Origin of the sequence: Desulfitispora alkaliphila, assembly GCF_050433185.1 — a bacterium.
Taxonomy (GTDB): domain Bacteria; phylum Bacillota; class Desulfitisporia; order Desulfitisporales; family Desulfitisporaceae; genus Desulfitispora; species Desulfitispora alkaliphila.
The window spans coordinates 1-21092 of the sequence record NZ_JBNPXS010000047.1 but is presented as its reverse complement, the minus strand read 5'-3'; the positions used below and the strand labels follow the sequence as shown (position 1 = coordinate 21092).

General features: G+C 35.3%; 16 protein-coding genes and 1 pseudogene. 16 read left to right on the top strand and 1 reads right to left on the bottom strand.

Annotated elements, in window-relative coordinates; all coding sequences use genetic code 11:
- A pseudogene (locus tag GGQ84_RS13600) lies at nucleotides 1-252 on the top strand (hypothetical protein); the annotation flags it as partial.
- Between the two features lie 325 nt (nucleotides 253-577).
- Here the strand turns inward: GGQ84_RS13600 and GGQ84_RS13595 are convergent.
- Entirely contained in the window at nucleotides 578-1750 is a 1173-nt protein-coding gene (locus GGQ84_RS13595; RefSeq protein WP_429163357.1) for a GmrSD restriction endonuclease domain-containing protein, read from the bottom strand.
- Nucleotides 1751-2146: 396 nt separating this feature from the next.
- Here GGQ84_RS13595 and GGQ84_RS13590 point away from each other — a divergent pair, with 396 nt between their 5' ends.
- The 15 genes from GGQ84_RS13590 to GGQ84_RS13520 all read left to right on the top strand — a co-directional run.
- A complete protein-coding gene (locus GGQ84_RS13590; RefSeq protein WP_429163356.1) occupies nucleotides 2147-2335 on the top strand; it encodes a DUF6557 family protein in 189 nt (62 codons plus the stop codon).
- Nucleotide 2336: 1 nt separating this feature from the next.
- Nucleotides 2337-2459 (top strand): hypothetical protein, encoded by a 123-nt coding sequence (locus GGQ84_RS13585; RefSeq protein ID WP_429163355.1) that lies wholly within the window; start codon nucleotides 2337-2339, stop codon nucleotides 2457-2459.
- A 164-nt stretch (nucleotides 2460-2623) separates the two neighbouring features.
- A complete protein-coding gene (locus GGQ84_RS13580; protein ID WP_429163354.1) occupies nucleotides 2624-3625 on the top strand; it encodes an AAA family ATPase in 1002 nt (333 codons plus the stop codon).
- Between the two features lie 13 nt (nucleotides 3626-3638).
- Entirely contained in the window at nucleotides 3639-6266 is a 2628-nt protein-coding gene (locus GGQ84_RS13575; protein WP_429163353.1) for a S8 family peptidase, read from the top strand.
- A 373-nt stretch (nucleotides 6267-6639) separates the two neighbouring features.
- Nucleotides 6640-7197: a hypothetical protein gene (locus tag GGQ84_RS13570; protein WP_429163352.1), complete on the top strand. Its 558-nt coding sequence runs from the start codon at nucleotides 6640-6642 to the stop codon at nucleotides 7195-7197.
- Between the two features lie 14 nt (nucleotides 7198-7211).
- Complete coding sequence (locus GGQ84_RS13565; RefSeq protein ID WP_429163351.1) at nucleotides 7212-7403, top strand: hypothetical protein; 192 nt, start codon at nucleotides 7212-7214, stop codon at nucleotides 7401-7403.
- Nucleotides 7404-7653: 250 nt separating this feature from the next.
- Nucleotides 7654-8835 carry a recombinase family protein gene (locus GGQ84_RS13560; protein WP_429163350.1) on the top strand — a complete coding sequence of 394 codons (1182 nt, stop codon included), beginning with the start codon at nucleotides 7654-7656 and terminating at the stop codon, nucleotides 8833-8835.
- 176 nt (nucleotides 8836-9011) lie between these two features.
- The gene (locus tag GGQ84_RS13555; protein ID WP_429163349.1) at nucleotides 9012-12674 is read left to right on the top strand and encodes a recombinase family protein; all 3663 of its coding nucleotides are present in this window, start codon (nucleotides 9012-9014) and stop codon (nucleotides 12672-12674) included.
- 217 nt (nucleotides 12675-12891) lie between these two features.
- A complete protein-coding gene (locus tag GGQ84_RS13550) occupies nucleotides 12892-13305 on the top strand; it encodes a hypothetical protein (RefSeq protein WP_429163348.1) in 414 nt (137 codons plus the stop codon).
- Nucleotides 13306-13334: 29 nt separating this feature from the next.
- Nucleotides 13335-14378, top strand: a complete 1044-nt coding sequence (locus GGQ84_RS13545; RefSeq protein ID WP_429163347.1) for a type II TA system antitoxin MqsA family protein — start codon at nucleotides 13335-13337, stop codon at nucleotides 14376-14378.
- Between the two features lie 264 nt (nucleotides 14379-14642).
- Nucleotides 14643-15053: a hypothetical protein gene (locus tag GGQ84_RS13540; protein WP_429163346.1), complete on the top strand. Its 411-nt coding sequence runs from the start codon at nucleotides 14643-14645 to the stop codon at nucleotides 15051-15053.
- A complete protein-coding gene (locus GGQ84_RS13535; RefSeq protein ID WP_429163345.1) occupies nucleotides 15053-15376 on the top strand; it encodes a hypothetical protein in 324 nt (107 codons plus the stop codon). Before GGQ84_RS13540 ends, GGQ84_RS13535 begins: the two co-directional genes overlap by 1 nt.
- Before the next feature lie 134 nt (nucleotides 15377-15510).
- Nucleotides 15511-16935, top strand: coding sequence for an RNA/DNA-binding domain-containing protein (locus GGQ84_RS13530; RefSeq protein WP_429163344.1), 1425 nt, complete (start codon nucleotides 15511-15513; stop codon nucleotides 16933-16935).
- 323 nt (nucleotides 16936-17258) lie between these two features.
- On the top strand, nucleotides 17259-18545 hold the full coding sequence (locus tag GGQ84_RS13525; protein ID WP_429163343.1) for a recombinase family protein: 1287 nt from the start codon (nucleotides 17259-17261) through the stop codon (nucleotides 18543-18545).
- Nucleotides 18546-18641: 96 nt separating this feature from the next.
- Nucleotides 18642-21092, top strand: a 2451-nt coding sequence (locus GGQ84_RS13520; protein WP_429163342.1) for a recombinase family protein, incomplete at its 3' end; no start/stop codon positions are given.

The following is a 21092-nucleotide window of genomic DNA, read 5'->3' as shown; positions in this document are numbered from 1 at the left end:
TATCTTGAAAATTTCGAGCAGACCAAGGCAGATATTAACCTAGAAGAGCTGCTCATTTCAAAAGAAGTAGAAATGATTAAGGAGTTCTGCCAGGAGGCAAAAATGTCAAAGGAGATGAGGGAGTATCTAGGTATCGAGAGCAAGAATTCATTTAACAAAAGGGTTTTAATGCCCTTGCTACAAGCTGGCAAGCTAAAGCTAATTCGGGGGAAACAAATTTACGACAGGCGGTATTATTGGGATAAAGGTTAGGGGGACTAGTTCCCCATAGTTACCGAGCAGGCTGATGAGGTTTATAAGGAGATTAGCTAAAGTTTGGTGTTTTATAACAGCAAATATTAGAAGTAGGTGTGGTTGCTAGTAAAAAAGGGATGAAGGGTGTAAGCGCCAAGGATATAAAAGTGACCCACCGAGTAGTTAGGTTGGAGATATCCCCTACTTAGTGGGTTTTAAGTATTGATATTTCTATAATGCTGGTATCTTAAAAAAGCGTTAAGTAACGACCATCAATAGCTCTGATTACCGCTTCTGGATGGAGTAACTTCAACCCGTTGATCAGATTTCACATAAGGAAGAGTTATAAATCTAATAATTTACTAAACATTTCCCGTCTTTCCTGATTAGACTTGTTTACGAAACTTACATTATTATACCAATCTATGAGGTTGTGTTTATTAGCTTCTGTTAGTTGGGTCCCTTTTTTGTAAACAAAGTAACCGGTCAGATATGTGATGTAATCAATCCTTGATGGCTCTGGTAGGCTGTTGTCGCTGAGAAATTCTAATGCACTGCCTAAGCCTGCAAGAGTCATGTCAAAACACTTTCTTAATTCATTGGGATCCATTTCAGTAATGGTAGATTCTTTTGTGTCAGATGGAATTGGACTGTAATTAGATGTATGTGCTTTCTCAAGAGATATTTCAAATGATGGATTTAATGTAGCCAAGGGAATTGAAACTTCTGTATTTTTTTTTACAAATAAGTCCAGTCCATGTAACTCTAACTTTTCCTGGAAAATGTTTGAGTATTCTTTATAGAAATCTAAGCCTTTAATTTGTAAGCGCGTAAGTTTCATTTGGATTTCGGGTACTCGGCTTCCAGCTAAATTTAAAACATCAAACCACTGTATCTGTTCATCACCAGGCAAATCTTGAGCAAAATTTATTGTATAAAAGTAGTTAAAAAATTTTGTGCGTATTTGGCCAAGTAAAGAAGATACATCAAATTCAGCTAAAAGAGGATGTTTTTTAATATATTCAGTGTAGATTCCTGGATCTTGGTTATAAAGAACACCTACTGGGATTTGATTTTTTTTAATATCTTTGTCTTTTAGGTCAAGGAAATAGCCTCTAGTTATGTCTAATACAATAGTTCTAATTGATTCATCATTTATAAAAGCTTGGTAGTTAGTTGAAATTCGTTGCTGTCCATCTATTACACTTAGATACCCTAGAAGTGTGGTATTAACTAATTCCATTCTTTCTAGCAAAGTAACATGTGGCATATCGAGACTTCTAGAACCAATTTTATTCATTGAAATTGGAGATACAGGAGCTGAACCATTTAATTGGAAGTTATATAGATCTACTTTCTTATTTATTGTCCATGCTAAATCACGTTGAAAAATGGGCATAATAATTTGCCCGGAAGCTACTTCATTACAGATTTGACTAATTGATTTATTAGTAGTTTCTTTTGTCGGATCATTGAATGCATTTGTTTGAAGGGATTTACTAATTTTAACAGCCATACTTAAAACCTCCCATGACGCTGCTTTAGTTAGCAGCTTTTTGTTTATTATACATTTACAAATTGTTCCTGTCAACAAAAATATTGAGCAGCTACTTGATTTTTTGGTTAATTTGCCAATATGAGCTTAAATTTATGGTAGCTGCTAAAATTAGCAGCGGAAATTAAAGCCACAATACATATGTTTTGATTGTGAGTTTTTTCAACATGAACTATTTTAATATTATCACTCTTTGAGCACAAACCTCTTTAAATTTCAAAACCAGATCGCTTTCATTCATATCATTGCTCCCCCCCCTTCTGCAAGTGCTTTCAACTATTAATGTATCTATAAAATTATTACCTACTACCCAAAAACATTTTATAAACCGTTATTTTTTGTGTTAATACTTTAGTGGTGGCAAAAGAAGAAAACTACTTTACTCTAGGTGAATTTATCTTCGAGGTATTCGGTGTAAAAGAAAATGATGAAGAACGTTATTCTGTAGTAATGGTACCATGGGGAGAATGGTATGGCTTAACTGTTTTAGTTAGATCAATAGAAATGTACGGGGCTTCAGCGTTAGCAGTTCAAGCCTTATATTAAGATGACATCTTACGGGTACTCTGCAGAAACGCAGGCTATACGAGTGGCCGAAGAAGTGCAGATGTTAAAGAAGCTTCATGAAGAGATAGAAAGTGATAAGTATTTATCCATTCTCTTATGTTAAGATGGTAGACTAAAAAGAAAAAATTAAACCTAACAATAAAATAATAACAGAATCGGGTCAAAAATGATTTATAAGAACTTTATTATTAGAATTGAAATTGTACTGAAGTATGGTACAATGATAAATGTAAGAATATGTTTATTAAAGGGAAGGGAGGAAACATTATGCCATCTGGTGAAATGCTTATTAAGCTATTTGAAAACTTTAAAAATCAAGATGAAGAAGGTTTTGCAAAAATTGCATTTGAAATAATTAAAGAAGAACAAAAAAAGAATCATTTTTTGCTAGCAGATAAATTAAAAAGAGCTATGTTTTCTCCTTCTAGTGATATTAAAAGAACACCTAGATATATTAATTCGATAGGCAATTTACCAAAGGATAAAGATAATAATACTAACCTTGTTGAGATTAAGTACACTGATAAAGAAGAAAGTGATATTATACTTCACCAAAAAATTAGAGAAAAAATCAACAACGTAGTTATGGAGAATAAAAAGCGCGATGTTCTGAGTACTTATGGCTTAAAACCTAAAAGGAAATTATTATTTTGTGGGCCACCTGGTTGTGGAAAAACTCTAAGTGTTGAAGTACTGTCAAACTTACTGAGTATTCCCATTTTGTATACTAGATTTGATAGTGTAGTGTCGAGCTATTTAGGTGAAACAGCATCTAATCTCTCAAAAATTTTCGATTTCGCTGAAAGTGGAAACTGGATACTTTTTTTTGATGAGTTTGATGCTATTGGAAAAAGTAGAGATAATAACGAAGAACATGGTGAATTAAAAAGAGTAGTTAATACATTTCTTCAGTTGATGGATAACTTTGAATCGGAAACAATTATTATTGCTGCAACCAATTACGAAAAATTAATTGATAATGCTCTTTGGCGTCGATTTGATGAGGTTATTTATTTTGGTAAACCTACCGAAAAAGAGATTGAGAAAATGCTTGAAATTAAATTTAGAGTTTTTAAATATCATTTTAAGTTTGATGACTTATTAAAAGATATGGTCGGCCTATCATTTTCAGACATTGAAAGGATATGCCAAGATAGTATAAAACAAGCAATATTACAAGATGAAAATTCAGTTAAACTAGATAAATTTAAGGAAGTACTTGATAAGGAAAAAGAAAGGCAGAAATTAATATCCAGCTTTTCAGAATAGAAGGTGAATAAGAGTGAAACATTTAAACTTTTCTAAAATCGAAATAGAAGAAACACAAAGAAGAAAAGGGATTTTTATAGGTCAAGACTTTCCTAAAGACCATGAGAAGCATGGATGGAAAATTGATCAGTCTGTTAAGAATATTATACAAACTAGCAAAGAAATTTGCAGAGAGTTTCACTTTTCACCACACCTTATATTAAAAGTTGAGCTTGAAGATAATGCAATAATATCTGAAGGAATAAAGGACAAGTTGTTAGCATTTGGTCTGAAAATTATTGATGAAGAATCAAAAGAGTTAATGGTTTTATTTTCAGAAGATATTGATATACCAGAATTTTTAGCTGGCCTAGAAAAATATAAAAGCGGGGAAATTGCAACTAAACATGTTATTCATAAAGACTTATTTAATATTATTAAGTCAATAACTCCTTGGGATTCGTCTGACAGGACCCAAAACCTTAATATGTATCAAGGCAAAAACTATTACGATGTGTATTTATGGATTTTCGACACATATCAAGAGAACATTGAAAAAGTCAGTGAAATTAAGACTGAGTTAATAAAACATAACATTAGAGTTTGTGATTTTTATGTTAGTACTTCAGTGGTAGTTTTAAGGATTCATGCGCTTGCAGAGGAAATTGATATTATTAAAAAAAATCCTTTAGTATATCAAATACAAAATATTCCTGATTATTCTATCGCTAGGAGTAAAGCAATCGAAGAAAAAGAAATACAAATAAGTGATATCGAATTTGATGATTCTAGACTAGATCCAGCTAAATCAGCAAGCATATGTGTAATAGATAGCGGAATATTTAAAGGCCATCCACTTTTCCAAGGAGTAATTGGTGATTCTAAAGTATTTATAGGAACGGGTGAAACTAACGACCATGATAATGTTGGGCATGGTACAATGGTCGCCTCAATATGTGCTTATGGTGATATCAGTAAAGATAAGATATATAAACCAGAAATATACATCATGAATGCAAAAGTACATGATGGCGGGTATATAAGTGAATTTAACCTTTGTATGTCCGAACTAGAGGATAATGAAATTAGGCTATCTTTTGAGCAACAAAACTTGTTGGTAGAAATATATGAAAGAAATTTTGGGTTAGATGAAATATCAAAAAATAAAGAATTTAGTAACTTCTCAATTGATCAAAAAGAATTTATTAAAGTTATTGTCTCTAGGTACTTGGGGATTTATGAAAAGTTAATTCCAAATCAGATGAAAGAGATAGTAGAATATTTCTATAGAAATTATGGTTGTAGAATTTATAATTTATCGCAAGGAGATAGTAAACAAATCTTTGCTGGTGGTAAGCCTAATGCATGGTCATGTGTAGTTGATGAATTGCAACATAAATATGATATCCTCTTTGTGGTGTCATCAGGTAATTATCATCCTGAGTTGGACATGCCTGTCGAAAAAATCCAAGAGAGTTATCCAGTATTTTTTTTACAAAATGATAATGCAAGAATAATTGAACCCGCAAACTCTGCCTTGTCTTTAACCGTTGGGAGCATTGCAACAGGTAATGTTCCTGTTCTTTATCAAAACGATAATATAACACCGATCCCTATTACATGTCGGGATGAATTATCTACATTAACTAGGGTGGGTTATGGTACCAATAAATCAATAAAACCAGACTTATTATATTATGGCGGGGATAGGCACATAGATAATAGGTTTAATCTGAATTTTTCTGAACACCCAAATAGGGGATTAAGTGTTTTAGCCTTCAATAATAAAATCACCGGAAGCCTATTTCAGTTTCATTTTGGGAGTAGTTTTGCTGCTCCGTATATTTCGCATTTAGCGGCAAAATTGATTAATAAATACCCAGAGATATCAATGAATACTGTTCGAGCTTTGTTAGCCTATTCGGCAGAGGTTCCGCCGCAGATTATTAACCGATTTAGTTCCTTGTTTGAAAACTATGAACCGCAAGATATAGCACAAATATTTCAGAGGAATCATCAAGGAAATATAATTTTTGATAAAAAGAGAATACTTTGTTATACAGCTGGATATGGTGTGCCAGATATTGAGCAAGTTTTGGATTCTGAAAATAATCGAGTTACTTTATATTCTGATATTGTTGACGATGAGGAAAAGTTGGCACCTGACACATTTCATATATATGAAGTACCTATATTACAAGAGTTTAGACAAGCTAAAGGAAAGAAAATTATTGAAATAGTATTAGCGTATAATCCTGAAGTTAGAAAAACTAGAATTGATTATTTAGGGACCATAATGAATTTTGAACTTATTCGAGGCAAATCTTTTGAAGAAGTTTATCAAGTGTACTCAACTCAAAGCGGGAGAGAAACAGATGATAAAGCAGATTTATTTGAAAAGAAATTCAGATGCGATTGCAAGATCGTTGGCAAGGAAATAAGAAATAAGGGTACCTTACAAAAAATGAGATTTGAGTTTTCAACTGATGGAAGCAATTATGGAGACAATTATTATATCGTAGTTAATTCAATAAAAAAATGGTCTGATAAAAAGCAAGGATATTCTCTTGTTGCGTCACTTGAGGCAGAAGCAGAAATTGAAATATATCAAAAGATAGAGTCTAGGGTTAAACAGCAGGTAAGAAGAAGAGTTAGAAGATAGATTCATTGATTAAATTTAAATTAGTTAATTATGTTACTATGGATAGTTTTTATTTACATGTTAGATCAATCAGTATAGTCTTATGGAACCGGAAAAAGACATGTATTATATCAAAGTAGGAGTTAGTAGCTTATCACTTAACTGTGGTGGGCTCTCTTTTTATGTGATTCTATTAATGTTATTTGCTTTTGTTGTTTCAAAAACATTTTTAATTTTTAGGGTGGATAATTTTCATCCTGCCTACTCAGTGGGTGCTTTATTACTCGTATCTTTCACAACTCCTTTGTGTGTTATTATTTATTTAAAAAAATCTAAATGATACTGTATTAAAATGAGAATTATTGCTATAATTCAGACGAGGAGGTGTAGAATATTGGAAGAAAGTAGTGTAAAAAAAAACAATCAAGGTATAGATACTGCTGAAAAAATATATCCTTCTGCTGAATTAATGTTAGCTGTCATACAAAAAGAATATGAACATGAGTCAGATAGGGTAAGAAGTTTGGAAGCAAGAACGGGAATATTTTTAGCATTTGCGGGTGCTTTACTAGTATTCCTTTCTAGTAGCTTAAAACTACCCGAATTTAGGAGCATTGAAGTGAATTCTATTCCTGAGGCATTTCCGATTGTTCTAGTAATTATATTTACGTTTTTAACTTTGGCTACACTTATATTGGCGGTAATTTTTTTTGTAAGAGTGATTTCAATTCAAACATATAAAAGGCTAGCAATAAAAGGTTTTGTTGAAAGCAATACAAAAGAAAAAGTCGATAAAATTGCAATGGAGATTATGGCTGATTATCAAAAAGTCGTTAAACATAATAATGAAGTAAACAATCAAAAAGTTGAAATATATAGAAAGGGTATATATTTAATTATGGCTGCTGTTATAATGACGGCAATTGTTTATAGTATAAATATGTTTATTTAGTAAGGAGGTAAAAAATGGCTGATGATGATAGAAGTTGGGATGACCGTATAGGTGGTTCAGGCAATACAGATACTTCAAGTAGATTTGGTACCCAAAACGTTAACGAAGGCAGTAGGTTTGGCACAGAAGATGTGTCGAAGGGATTTGGTACCAAGCCCGAGTTATCTTCAAAAAGCGCTAATAAACAGAAACCTAAAACAAAATAGTAATAACTACATATTATAAAAGAAGCTTTTTTAGCAAAATATAAACCCCAGCTCATAACTTGATATGCTCCCCTATAGGTAGACAGATTAAAAAATAAAAATCTGACTGCATATGGGGGAGCTTATTTTTTTTGTCCAATTTACCCATTCCGCATATAAGTAAACCCCTATAATAACTCGCTTATAGTAGGTCAAAAAAAGTACACTTTTAAGGAATTTATCTATTCGTCATCATGGCGTCCTATCCTCGATGGCACAGGAAGAATCCAGGTCAGTGTCGGAAAACACCAAGTGGGGAGTGCAGAAACGCTTTCAGCAAGGGCGAGTACACATGCCCACTACTTACTTCTTGGGGTATGATACCGATAAGGATGGAAATATTGTCATCGATGAAGAGCAAGCAGCTGTGGTGAGGAGAATTTTCAAAGAGTTCCTAGAAGGCAAAGGCACACCCACCATAGCAAAAGGGCTAATGAAAGATAGCATACTCACCGCAAGAGGCAATAAAAAGTGGACTGGGGATGGGGTATATAAAATTTTAAAGCAGGAAAAATATCAAGGTCACTGCCTTGCGCAGAAAACTGTAACCATAGACTTTTTAACCCATAAGCGTGTTCCCAATAAAGATCTCCAGCCCCAGTACTACGTTAAAAACACCCACCCAGCTATTATCTCAGAAGAAGATTTTAACGCAGTGCAGCAGGAGCTTAAGCGAAGAAATAAAATGCTCAGAGACCCTGATAACAAATACAGGCAAACCTATAGCGGGAAAGCGCCTTTTTCCAACAAGTTCTTCTGCGGAGAATGTGGTAGGCCCGTCATCAGGCGCAGGCTCACCTCCAAAAGAAATAATGAACAGTTTCATTTTTCAGCCTGGCAATGCCGGGTAGCTTCAGGGAGGGAACCAGACTTTAAAGAGTGTCGTTCAAGATATTCCTGGGAAACCAATATTGAAAAAGCATTTATGGAAGTTCTGTATGAAATGAAAGAAACCAAAGAGACGGTAATTTCTGATGCCAAAAAGGCCATCCAAGCCTGCTCATTAACTGAAGCCGAACAGACAAGGCTTGCTGAACTAGATAAACAGCTAGAAGCCATAAATAATAGAATTAGTGAATTGTCAAAAAGAGAATCTGCAACAAGTGATGCTATTTACGATACCACCATGAGACACTTAATATATGAGCAGGAAATTATACAACAGGAGTATGATGATATCAATGACAATAAGCAGGAGAGCATTTACCTGGAAAAGCACTTGAATGAACTGCTGGAGCAATTAAAGGGATTGGAAGAGGATGAGAATTTCAGGGATGATATTTTTGCTAAAACTGTAGAGCGGGGTATCCTCTACCACAATTATGAAGTTACCTTTGAATTTAAATGCGGCATTAAAAGAAATGGCTGGACTAAGAAAACTAAAAAGAAGTAAACCATAAAAACCTTCCAAGATAGTATTTGGGTCTTGGAAACAGAATTAAACCATAATAAACTTCCAAGATAGACTTGGAAAAAGAAAAAAACTCCTTTCAAACCGGAAATAGTAGTTGAATTTTAACCGGTTTTGAGTGATAGATAACATATCTCTATCAGAAAGGAGTTTTTGTTGTGGATCAAAGCGAAAAAGGAATGTGGGTTAAGACCCTTTGGGCACCCCTTGATGAACTGAACCAAAGCCCACTAGAAAGTAGCGAGCTTGGTATAAAAGTGGCAGCATACTGCAGAGTGAGCCCTGGGGTGGATGCTAAAATAAAATCTCTAGAAAATCAGGTCAAACACTACACCCATTTTATTAAAAACAAACCCAACTGGAAGTTTGTAGGGATATACTTTGACGATGGCGTAACCGGTGCTAACTACAAAAACAGAAGGGGCTTTCAGAGGCTATTGCGCCACTGTCAAGAAGGAAGGATTGACTTAATACTTACTAAGAACATCTCCAGGTTCTCCAGAAACTCAGAGGAACTTTTGGCCATAGTCAACCAACTAAAAGAACAAAACGTGGGCATCTACTTTGAAAAAGAGAATATTGACACCTCTATCGAATACAACAAATTCCTCTTAAGTACCTACATAGCCCTAGCCCAAGAAGAAATTGAGAACATATCCCAATCCACCAAATGGGGATTTGAAAAGAAATTTATGAAAGGAAAACCTATGTATAGCCCCCTCCTAGGTTATGATGTGATAAAAAACCAAGACCACAGCACTTTGCAGATTAACCAAGAAGCAGAAGCAGTGAGAAAAATCTTTGATATGTTTTTAAGTGGATTACCTCTTGCAGAAATTGCCCGACAGTTAATGAAGCAAGGTATAAAAACCTCTGTTGGAAAAGACCTCTGGCGGGGAAGTACCGTTAAAAACATTCTCACTAACCTAACTTATACCGGAAACAAGTTAACCAGGGAGAGAGGAAAAGACATCTTTACCACAAGTGCTACCAAAGGCAAAAGAGACCAAATCCTCATAGAAAATTGCCACCCAGCCATAATCAGTACAGAAGTTTTCAACTTGGCCCAAAAGCGCCTAGAAGAAATAAAGCCAAAACAAAACCATAATAAAAAGAAAACAAAGAGCTCCCTATCTGGCAGGATGAACTGTGGCCACTGCGGCTACAAGCTGACTAACTATCCAACTAGGGGCGTTAACTACTGGAAATGCAATCCCAGTGATGTGGGGGTATGCGAATTCAAATCATTAAAAGAAGACCTCTTACAGGAGATGATGCTAAAAGCCATAGAGCTGAAGTATGGCTTTCAAACTAAAAAGATGCTTACAGAAATCCAAGTAATCAATAGAAACGACCACTTTGAATTCCATCGGCTGAAATACTTAACAGAAATAGAGATGGCGGCTAAATCAGCAGCTAGCAAGACTGAGGAATTAGAAGAAGACTATCTAGCCTTTGAAGATAGAATAGCCAAAATTGAAGACGATAGAAAATATCGGGATATAGCTATAAACTGGCTGAAGAACAACCCAGATGAGTTCTTAGAAGGCGTTACAATTGAGCACATGAGAGCCTGGATTAGGGAAATGACCATCTATAACTCTGAAGACTTTATCATAACTTGGGTAGACGATACCCAAACAGTAGTAGGTAATTGTAAAAAAGAAATTAGCCCTATAACCAGTTCAATTGAAGAGTTTAGTTTTAAAGCAACCAGTTCTGTTGAAGAACCTAGCCCTATAACCAGTCCAATTGAAGAGTTTAACCCAAAAGCAACCAGTCCAGTTGAAGAACCTAGCCCTAAAGCAGATAGTCCAATTGAAGCATTTACCTTTAAAGTAATTAATCCCGATGGAAAGCTTAGAGAGGAGGTAGAAGAAGTGAGCCAAAGCCTAGAAGTAATTAAAATAGAGCCAGGCCAAGGTGGACTCATCTTAAACGATATACAACAAAAACTAGCCAAGTACAAGACTAGAAAAGAAAAAGCTAAACTGCGCACTGCAGCCTACTGCAGAATTTCCACTGATAGGGATGAACAGACAACTAGTCTTAAAACCCAAGTTGCCTATTACACTTACCGAATACTAAAGGACCCTAACTATGAATACGCAGGGATTTTTGCCGATGAAGGCATCTCGGGTAAATCCTTAAAAAACAGAACCGAATTTTTAAAACTAATAGATGAATGCAAAGCAGGCAATGTGGACTTAATTCTCACCAAATCCATATCAAGATTTAGCAGAAATGCCCTGGATGTACTAGAGACAGTAAGAATGTTAAAAAGCTTGCCAAAGCCCGTGTTTGTGTTCTTCGAGAAGGAAAATATTTCAACAAAAGATGAGAACAGCGAAATCATGATTTCAATTTTCGGTAGCATTGCCCAGGAAGAAAGTTTAAACATATCTAGCTCCATAGCCTGGGGCAAAAGAAAATATGCTGAGCGAGGCATAGTAAAAGCAGGAACTAAAAACTATGGATATGAGAATAATCAGTTTACCATTAAGGAAGAAGAAGCCTTAGTAGTTAAGCGAATCTATCAAGAAACACTAGCTGGGAAAAATATGACTCAAATAGCAAAAGAGCTAACGGACGACGGGGTAAAAAGTCCCCATGGCAAAAAAAGATGGTACGGGGGTACAGTAAGAAGTATCTTAACAAACGAAGTATACCGAGGAAATTATCTATACCAGAAGCGCTACACCCAAGATGTGTTGGCAGGCAAAATCGCACCTAATAACGGAGAGCTACCCCAGTACTTTATCGAACAACACCACGAACCGATCATTTCTAGCAGTGACTGGGAAGAAGTCCAAGTAATATTAAAAGAGCGTACAGAAACCTTTGCAAAAAAAGAGCGAAACAAATATCCCAAGGACCAGTACAAAAACAAAGCCTTTATCAAAAAGTTTACCTGCGGTGAGTGCGGTAACCTGATTGGGCATCAAAGATATGTGGAAAAGAACTATGAGATGCACAACTGGATATGCGGCTTAGGTCATAGCTATTATATAAGTGAGCGGTGTGAGGCCCGCCGGTTCCAACAAAAATACTTGGAGTTACATTTTCTAAAGACACTGCTGGATATTAAAAATAGCATAGAATTTAAAAATACAGTGGAAGGGCTAATCTCAAAGACAGAACTAACTGAAGAGGAAGAAGCTCTAGAAAAAGATTTGAGAAAAAGAATGGAAGCTCTCAACCAGAAGCTCTATGAAGCAGTTGATGAAGAAATTAATAAAGATGGCCAGGATTCCAAAAAAGTAGATGAACTCACCGAAGCAATAGTAGAGCTACAAACCCAGCTTAAAATCTATTCTGACAGAAGAAGACGAGCCAAACTAGACCGAGAAGAACTGAGCTGGCTAATGAAGGAACTAAAGAAAATTGATGAAAAGATTAGCTTTAAGTGGCTTAGTCATGGTAAGAGAATTCCATTCCCAGAAGACATCTTCACTAGAGTAGTTGAAAGTGGTGTAATTTTTAAAGATGGCAGGATTATCTATCATTTAAAACCCGGGTTAGAGTGGTCTATAGATTTTAACTATGAAGATTATAAAAAAATGACAAATGATAGTAAAGCTTTAGAGCGCAAGGCTAAAAAAGAAAAGTTTTTGAAAGGGCCAGAGGTGAGAGCATTATTGGAATTTTGTAAGGAGCCTAGAAGTTTTATTGAAATGTTTAAATTTATGAACAAGATTATGTTCATATCAGAATCGCATTTAAGAGCAGCTATTATCAACCCACTTTTAGAGAAGGAGATATTAAAGAAGACTTTCCCTGATGATTTATATAATAAAAAGCAGAGATATTATTCTGTTTGAAAGAGGTAATAAAGCAACCCACTGAGTAGGCCTTATAGGGAGACTATAAAGCTACTTGGTGGGTTATTTTTATAGGACAAATTCCTGTTACTAAAAGTTAATTTATCATACAGAATTAAGTTCTTTCATATAAGGCAATAATACTATCAAAGGGCAAATTATCTATTGACCAACTATCAATTGATAGCATATAATAAAAGTACCAGGAGGTGTACTTGTGAGTCAAAAGATAATATCGTCCGAAGAAGAAGTTGTAGCATTTTTAAAAGAATTGAAAGAGTTATTAACTGACCCTAGATTTAATGTTTCTAAAGATCTAGATATATTAATGAAGAAAAAAAGTGAGTCGCCAATAGATCCATATACTACAGCTAATACACTGCTGGCTCTTGAATTTGATAAAAATGATGTGCTGAATCAACTGTTAGCCTTAGATATAGCAGAGTATATGGAAACTTTTATAGATGATAAAGATAATAGCTTACCTCCATTTTTTGCTTTTGCAAAATCAATAAAAAGTAAAGATGTTTATATCAAAGCTAAAATAAGAGACCGAAAGAATTGCAAAGTTTTTTGTGTATCTTTCCATTTTGCAAGATATCCTTTCCCGGAAAAATTACCTTATGGTTAACACTGGATAAAAGGAAGGAGTGAAATTTTATGACTAATGATTACTTAATCAAATCAGCTGAAATGGATTGTCCGATTTGCAATAAGGTTCATTCATTGGAATTGAGAAAAAGATTAACTCAGGGCCTTGTAAAAGGTGAGGTTGTTAATTATGAAGAAGTTTATTATTTATGCCCATTAAGTGATGAGGAAGAAAATGAATTTGTTCCAGCAGGTTTGATGGATGAAAACCTACTAAGAGCTAGAGATGCTTATCGGATTCAGAAAGGGTTACTTACGTCTAATGAAATTGCAGAAATTAGAAGCTTTTATGGATTAACACAGAGCGACTTATCTGCTTTACTAGGGTGGGGAGATGTAACTGTAACAAGGTATGAAAGTAAAACTGTCCAAGATGAAACCTACGACAACATTATGCGTATGGCTTTTGAAAATCCAATGTTTGCATTAGAAAATCTTGATAGACACAAGGAAAGATTTACAGAAGATAGATATAAAAGAATACGCAAGAAAATCACCGACAAGGTTGAAGAAGTTGGGAACCTCTATTTGAAAAAACAGGAAATTAATAGTCTCTATGTTAATTTTCAAGAAGAAAGTGATTATAATGGTTTTAAAAAACTAGATATAGAGAAGCTTGCGAATATCATTGGATATTTTGCACATTTTGCTAACAATGTATTTAAAGTTAAACTGATGAAACTCTTATGGTACGCAGATGCACTTCATTTTAGACGATATGGAAGATCCATGACAGGACTTGTATATAAGCATAGGCCTTATGGAGCACTACCGATAGCTTTCGATGAAATCATATACCTGCCAACTGTGAGAGTAATTGAAGAAATTATCTATGAAGATATAAGCTATAAAATTGTTCCTAATAAACAGGTAAATGTTTCAGATTTTTCACTAGAAGAACTTAACATTCTTGAGAGTGTGGCCACTAAGTTTAAGAACTACAGAGCAAGAGAAATTGTGAATTACATGCATGAAGAAAAAGCTTATTTAGAAACAGAAGAATACGAAATAATTCCTTACAGCCTAGCCAAGGAATTAAGAGAATTAAGGTAATTAAGATAATAGATTTTGTCAGGTCAATAACGTTTGGTGTTTTATTTTTACCAAATCAGCCAATCTGAAATATAGGAAGAAATTCAACCAATAGCTTATCACTTTAAATCGGTGATGGGCTTCTTTTTTTATGCTTAAAAATGCATGCGTTAGGTTAACAGTGAAAGACTACATAATCAAAATGTTTAAAGCATACAAAAATAGATACAATTATATTGACGAAATGTATAAGTGTATGTTATCTTAAAGCTGAGGTGACATAATATGGAAGTTAATCTAGAGAGCTTAGTTTCATTGGAAAACTTGAAATCAAATGTAGAGGGAGTTCTTCAGATAGTTGAAAGAAATGGAAAGGTAGTATTACTAAAGGATAATCAGCCAGTCTATATCATCATAAAATATGACTCCAATTCAAAATCGCTTGATCAGGTGATGAAAATAGTAGCTAACAAAAATACACTCCAAGAGGCGATGAAGATCGTGCTATTAGAATCTGAAGATAAAGCAATGCATGCAGCTGAACTAGCTGATACTATCTTTGATAGGAAACTTTATCTTAAGAAGGACGGAACAAAGGCAGAATATACTCAGATAAGGGCTAGATGTGGTCATTATCCAGATCTATTTGAGGCATTGCCAGGAAACATTATTAAATTGAAAGAAGGGGTGGAGTGATGAGTGGAGAAGACTTATGGGGGAAAATAGAGGCGGCTATAACTAAAAATCCAATAGACGTTAAAACAGTACCTAGCAATAAAAAAGAACCCTTATGGTTTAAGGCATATATTGTTAACGATAAATTGTATGTGGATAATTCTTATACTCGCAAGCCATCCACAAAAATGTCTAAGAGTAGACCCATTAGAAAAGAAGAGTTTATAAAAGTTTATGAATACTATCATCGCTGGGCTAAAGGGGAACGACATCTAAAACAAGAAGCTATAGAGCTATCTCGAAATACAGCATATATCTTTGGGCTAATCGCTCATTTTGAATAGAACATTTTTAATTCTATAATTAAAGTTAATAATACCAATTAAGCGGCCTTTAAATATTGCGGCTGGATAAATCAGCTGTGTTTATAAGGAATATATCTGATTATCCAGTACTAAAATAACAGGGTGTTGATATTATGAAGATAGAATGGTTAAAAGAAATCATTGACGGTGGCGAAAGCATTAATGTTGAGTTTAAGCAATGCAAAACCCAGTTAAATAAAGATGTTTTTGAATCGGTCTGTGCTTTTCTGAATAGAAATGGAGGACACCTATTTCTTGGTGTTGAAGATAAAGGTGATATTATTGGTATAAACCCAGAAGCGATAGAGAAGGTTAAGAAGGATTTTGTAACTGCTATGAACAATCCTCAGAAAATCAGCCCAACCTTCTATTTATCTATTGAAGAGGTTAAAATTGACGGGAAAGTAATTCTTTACATCTTCGTGCCAGAAAGTTCTCAGGTGCATAGGTGTAATGGTAAGATTTTTGATAGAAATGAAGATGGGGATATTAATATTACTGACAACACAAATCTTGTTTCTGGAATGTATATGAGAAAACAAGGAACTTATACAGAAAACCGCATTTTTCCATTTGCAGAGCTATCTGAGTTAGACAGTGAACTACTTGCTAAGGTTAGAAAAATGGCTGCCAATCAGAAACCAAATCACCCATGGAAGTCGATGGATGACTTGGAGCTTTTAAAAAGTGCTGGCTTATATCTTAAGGACCTGCAGAGTGGGAAGGAAGGTATAACCTTAGGAGGAATTCTTCTTTTTGGTAATGAGCAACTGATTCATGCTGCGCTACCTCACTATCGGACCGACGCTATTCTTAGAAAAGAAGATACAGACCGTTATGATGATAGGGATGATATTCGGTGCAACTTAATTGATAGTTATGGAAGGCTAATGCAGTTTATTGCAAAGCATCTGAACGATAAATTTTATTTGGAAAAAGACCAGCGAATAAGTCTAAGGGATAAGATCTTCAGAGAGGTTATATCAAACATACTAATTCATAGAGAATTTGCTAATCCATTTCCGGCTAAACTAGTTATTGAAAAAGATAGGGTTTTCACCGAAAATAGCAACAAGCCTCATGGTAACGGCATTATTGACCCGGAGAACTTTTCACCATTTCCAAAAAACCCAACTATAGCAAGGTTCTTTAAAGAAACTGGATGGGTGGACGAATTAGGATCAGGAGTTAGAAATATTCATAAATACAACAAGATTTACTCAGGTGCAGAGCCGACTTTTATTGAAGATGACGTCTTTAAAACGATTATTCCGTTAGTGTTTAAAGCTACTGACCAAGACACCGACCAAGCTACCGTCCAAGTTACCGACCAAGCTGATGAAGATATTAAGAGACTATTAGAGTTCTGTAAAACTCCAAGAACTAGAGAAGAAATGCAGAACTTTTTGAAACTCAACCACAGAGGTCATTTCAGAGAAAAAATACTTAGCCCGCTGGTTAAAGGTGAATTATTGAAATTAACAATTCCAGACAAGCCAACAAGTCCAAAGCAAAAATATTACTATGAAAAAAGATAAGGCATTTAGAGTAAATAAAGAATTAAGATTCATGGCGATATGAAACTTATCTTATATGATTGGCTCTATTTGTATAAAAAAATTAAGCAAAAATTTCTCTATGTAATAGAAGAAACTCGTTCAGAATAGAAGAGTAAGAATAAGCTATGCAGCTCATCACTTAACCAGTGGTGGGCTTCTTTTTTTATGCCCGTTTTTAGTCTTTGTCATCACCTCAGATTAAAAAGCTTCCTATTATATAGCTCGCCTATAGTAGGTCAAAAAAAGTACACTTTTGCCCATTTTATCCTTTCGTCATCATGGCGTGCATCTCAACGGTCCGCATGTTAAAGAGCTTACCAAACCCTTGTGGGGTCTATTTTGAAAAAGAAAACATAGATACATTAGATAGCAAGAGCGAATTTCTCCTCACGATCCTATCCTCGCTAGCGCAAGAGGAAAGCCGCAGTGTGAGTGAAAACACCAGATGGTCTTGGAGTAAAAGGTGTAGTAGGGGTGAAATACACTGCCCTACCACATACTTTTTGGGGTACGATACGGACAAAGATGGGAACATCATCATCGATGAAAAACAGGCAGAAGTGGTTAAGAGGATTTTTCGAGAATATCTAGAGGGGAAGGGTACACCTACAATTGCAAGAGGATTAATGAGAGATGGGCTCCTTACAGCTAGAGGTAACCAGAAATGGACTGGGGATGCCGTATATAAAATTCTTAAGAATGAAAAATATATGGGCCACTGTCTAGCTCAAAAGACTGTCACTGTGGATTTTCTGACCCATAAAAGGGTGGCAAACAAAAATATTCAGCCCCAATACTATATCAAAAACAGCCTCCCAAGCATTATATCAGAAGAGGATTGGAATGCCGTCCAGGAAGAATTAAAACGAAGAAAAAATATGCTTCACGACCCTGATGGGAAGTACCGGATGGGATATAGCGGCAAAGCCCCTTTTTCAAATAAGCTCGTCTGCGGTATATGTGGCAGGCCTGTGATAAGAAGAAGGCTCACCTCCAAAAAGAAAGGGGAGAGGTACTATTTCTCAGCTTGGCAATGTCGGGTTAGCGCAAAATGCAGCAAAGAAGAAATTACATGTAGCTCAAAATATGTGTGGGAAGAGGCATTAGAGAAGGCTTTCATGAAATTGCTCTTTGAATTTAAAGAAGAAAAAGACCTAATCATTAGTGATGCAAAGAAAGCCATAAGTGAGTGCTCACTAGAAGATGAAGAAGAAACACGATTAGTAGAATTAGAAAACCAAATAGATAGGGTAACAGACCAAATTAGCCAAATGGCAGCAAGAGAAACTGCTACAAATGACCCTGTCTACGATGCTAACTTAAGACACTTGATTTACGAACAAGAAATACTGCAGATGGAGCATGACGGACTTTACAAGAACAAGCAAGAGAGTATTTTCCTAAAAAAACACCTTGATGAGCTCCTACATTACCTGGATGAAATTGAAGAACCAACAGATAAGTTCAGAGATGATATCTTTTCTAAAACTGTGGAGCGAGGTACCCTGCATGAAAACTACCAGGTAGAATTCAAATTCAAATGCGGCATTACCCGCACCACTTACTCGAAAAGACATTTGCTAAAATAATAAAAAACTCCAATTCACTAAGAAATAACTTGAAATATCTATCTAGCTGAGGCATAGATAGGACATGATTAAACCTTAGTGGAGAGGAGTTTTTTTGTGTCTAAATATCCAGAGTACTTTCAGTGGAAAAATGTATTGTGGGATCCCCTCTATGAAAAGAAAAAGAGCCCCATTGACAATAAAGACCAGAAAACTCGTGTGGCAGCTTACTGTCGGGTAAGTGTTAAGCGGGAAGATGGATACAAATCCTTAGAAAATCAAGTAAGCTACTACACCCAATTTATCAAAAGCCAAAAGAACTACAGACTAGTAGGTGTCTACTTTGACTTTGGAATTTCAGCTGTAAGTAGTGATAAAAGAAATGGTTTCAAGCGACTAATTAGACATTGTAAAGAAGAAAGAATTGACTTAATTTTAACTAAAAGCGTATCCCGATTTTCTCGAAACTCAAAAGAACTGCTAGAGGTGGTAAAGCAGCTAACTGAATTAGGCATTACAATCTATTTTGAAAGAGAGAACATAGACACCTCCCGGGACTACAATTCATTTATCTTCTCTGTTCAAGCTGCAATCGCTCAAGATGAAATCGAAACTGCCTCCCAGCTTTGTAAATATGGGTATGAAAAAAAGTTAATACAAGGAAAGCCCAACTTTAGAAACCCCTATGGCTATGATGTAAATTTTAAAGATGGTGAAACCATAGTGACTATTAATGAAGCAGAAGCTAAAGTCGTCAAGTGGATTTATCAGCAGTTCCTTCAGGGTAAAACCTACGCAGAGATTAACCGAGAGCTAATCCAAAATGGCATCAAAACTAAAAAAGGCAATAGTCGCTGGGAAAGCACTGTGGTAAAAAAGATACTCACCAGTGTCGTTTATATAGGGAACAAACTTGCAAGATCTAGGACTAAAGATTTTCTAACTGGAAAAATCAAAAAAACAACAGATCGGGAGCAGTATTTAATAACAAACACTCATCCTGCCATAATCACCGAAGATGTTTTTAACTTAGCACAAGAGCGAGTAAAAAAGGTAGGCAAAAAAAGCCATAACAACAATAATAAGCAAAGAAAAAGGGCCTTTTCAAAGCGCATTATCTGTGGGCGTTGCGAGAAAAGGTACCGTGCCCAATATAATACAAAGTGGGACTGTCCCAACGCCCTTCCCAGTGTCAACTTATGTAAAGCAAAAAGGCTAAGTGATAATGAGCTTAAAGAAATGGCTTTAAAAGCTTTTCAAGAGAGATTTAACACATTAACAGAGCTTTTAAAAATTCTGCAACATATCAATCAGAATGACCACTTTGAATTTCATCGATTAAAAATGCTAACAGAGATTGAGATCCTTAAAAGCCAGGGCCTAGACATAGCAGCAAAAAGAGAAGAATACGCCAAGTTTGAAGAGCGGTTCTCAAAAATTGAAGCTGACAGAACTTATCGGGATCAGGCTATCAACTGGCTTGCAAGCCTTAAAAATATAGATGAATTTAGGGATGAGATAACTGTAGAACTAATCAGAGCTTGGGTTATGGAAATAGCAGTTTATTCAAAGGATGCTTTTATCATAAAGTGGATTGATGAAAAAGAAACGGTAATTGGTGAAGCTGAGATAGAAGAAATCAAAAAAGAAATCACAGAACAAGAAATAATATCAACAATAGAGTTAAACCACAAACTACCAATCCAATTAGAGCAAATAGAAGCTGCACTGCAAGTAAGCACCAGAGAGGAGGTCAAGAACATGGCTGTTGAAGCTCACACTGAAGAAGTACAGAATGAGGTAATTAAGCTTGAGCCTGGAATGGGGATTGCAGCAGTTAAAAACCTTAAGAAAAGCCTTAGTAAAGCCAAAGCATTAAATATATTGAGCAAAAATGATAAGAAGTTAAAAGTGGCAGCCTATTGCCGGGTATCCACCCTTGAGGGTCAGCAGCAAGTATCGTTACAAACTCAAATTGCGTACTACACCTACTTAATACTCAAAAACCCCCAGTGGGAATTTGCTGGAATTTATGCAGATAAGGGGTTATCGGGAACTTCTACTGAACATAGAGAAGAATTTAATAAAATGATAGAAGCGGCAAAAGCAGGAAAGATTGACTTGATCATTACCAAGTCGATTTCTAGATTTAGCCGCAATGTAGTAGATGTCCTTGAAGTTATCAAAACCCTAAAAGAACTACCTAATCCAACCCAATGTTATTTTGAAAAAGAAAATATAAACTCTGCAGATAAGGAAGCAACTATGTTAATTACACTAATGGGAGCTGTTGCAGAAAATGAAGTGATGAACCTTTCTAAAAATATCAGATGGGGTATTACAAAGCTTGCTCAAAGAGGCATCATCCATAAAACAACAAATATCTATGGCTATCATATTGATAAAGACCGAAACTGGGAGATTGTCCCCGAAGAAGCAGAAGTCATCCGCTTTATTGCCAAAGAGTATGTGTCAGGAAGTAGGTATAAAAATATTATTCAAAAGCTCCATGCTAAAGGGATAAAAAGTCCATCTGGTAAAGCCTATTGGAATGATCATCAAATCAGA

What these genes read in the sequence shown, in the direction of transcription:
- GGQ84_RS13585 (WP_429163355.1), top strand. Translation starts at nt 2,337, where the DNA reads ATGACATCTTACGGGTACTCTGCAGAAACGCAGGCTATACGAGTGGCC.
- GGQ84_RS13565 (WP_429163351.1), top strand. Translation starts at nt 7,212, where the DNA reads ATGGCTGATGATGATAGAAGTTGGGATGACCGTATAGGTGGTTCAGGC.
- GGQ84_RS13530 (WP_429163344.1), top strand. Translation starts at nt 15,511, where the DNA reads ATGAAGATAGAATGGTTAAAAGAAATCATTGACGGTGGCGAAAGCATT.
- GGQ84_RS13580 (WP_429163354.1), top strand. Translation starts at nt 2,624, where the DNA reads ATGCCATCTGGTGAAATGCTTATTAAGCTATTTGAAAACTTTAAAAAT.
- GGQ84_RS13560 (WP_429163350.1), top strand. Translation starts at nt 7,654, where the DNA reads ATGGCACAGGAAGAATCCAGGTCAGTGTCGGAAAACACCAAGTGGGGA.
- GGQ84_RS13540 (WP_429163346.1), top strand. Translation starts at nt 14,643, where the DNA reads ATGGAAGTTAATCTAGAGAGCTTAGTTTCATTGGAAAACTTGAAATCA.
- GGQ84_RS13545 (WP_429163347.1), top strand. Translation starts at nt 13,335, where the DNA reads ATGACTAATGATTACTTAATCAAATCAGCTGAAATGGATTGTCCGATT.
- GGQ84_RS13535 (WP_429163345.1), top strand. Translation starts at nt 15,053, where the DNA reads ATGAGTGGAGAAGACTTATGGGGGAAAATAGAGGCGGCTATAACTAAA.
- GGQ84_RS13595 (WP_429163357.1), bottom strand. Translation starts at nt 1,750, where the DNA reads ATGGCTGTTAAAATTAGTAAATCCCTTCAAACAAATGCATTCAATGAT.
- GGQ84_RS13525 (WP_429163343.1), top strand. Translation starts at nt 17,259, where the DNA reads ATGTTAAAGAGCTTACCAAACCCTTGTGGGGTCTATTTTGAAAAAGAA.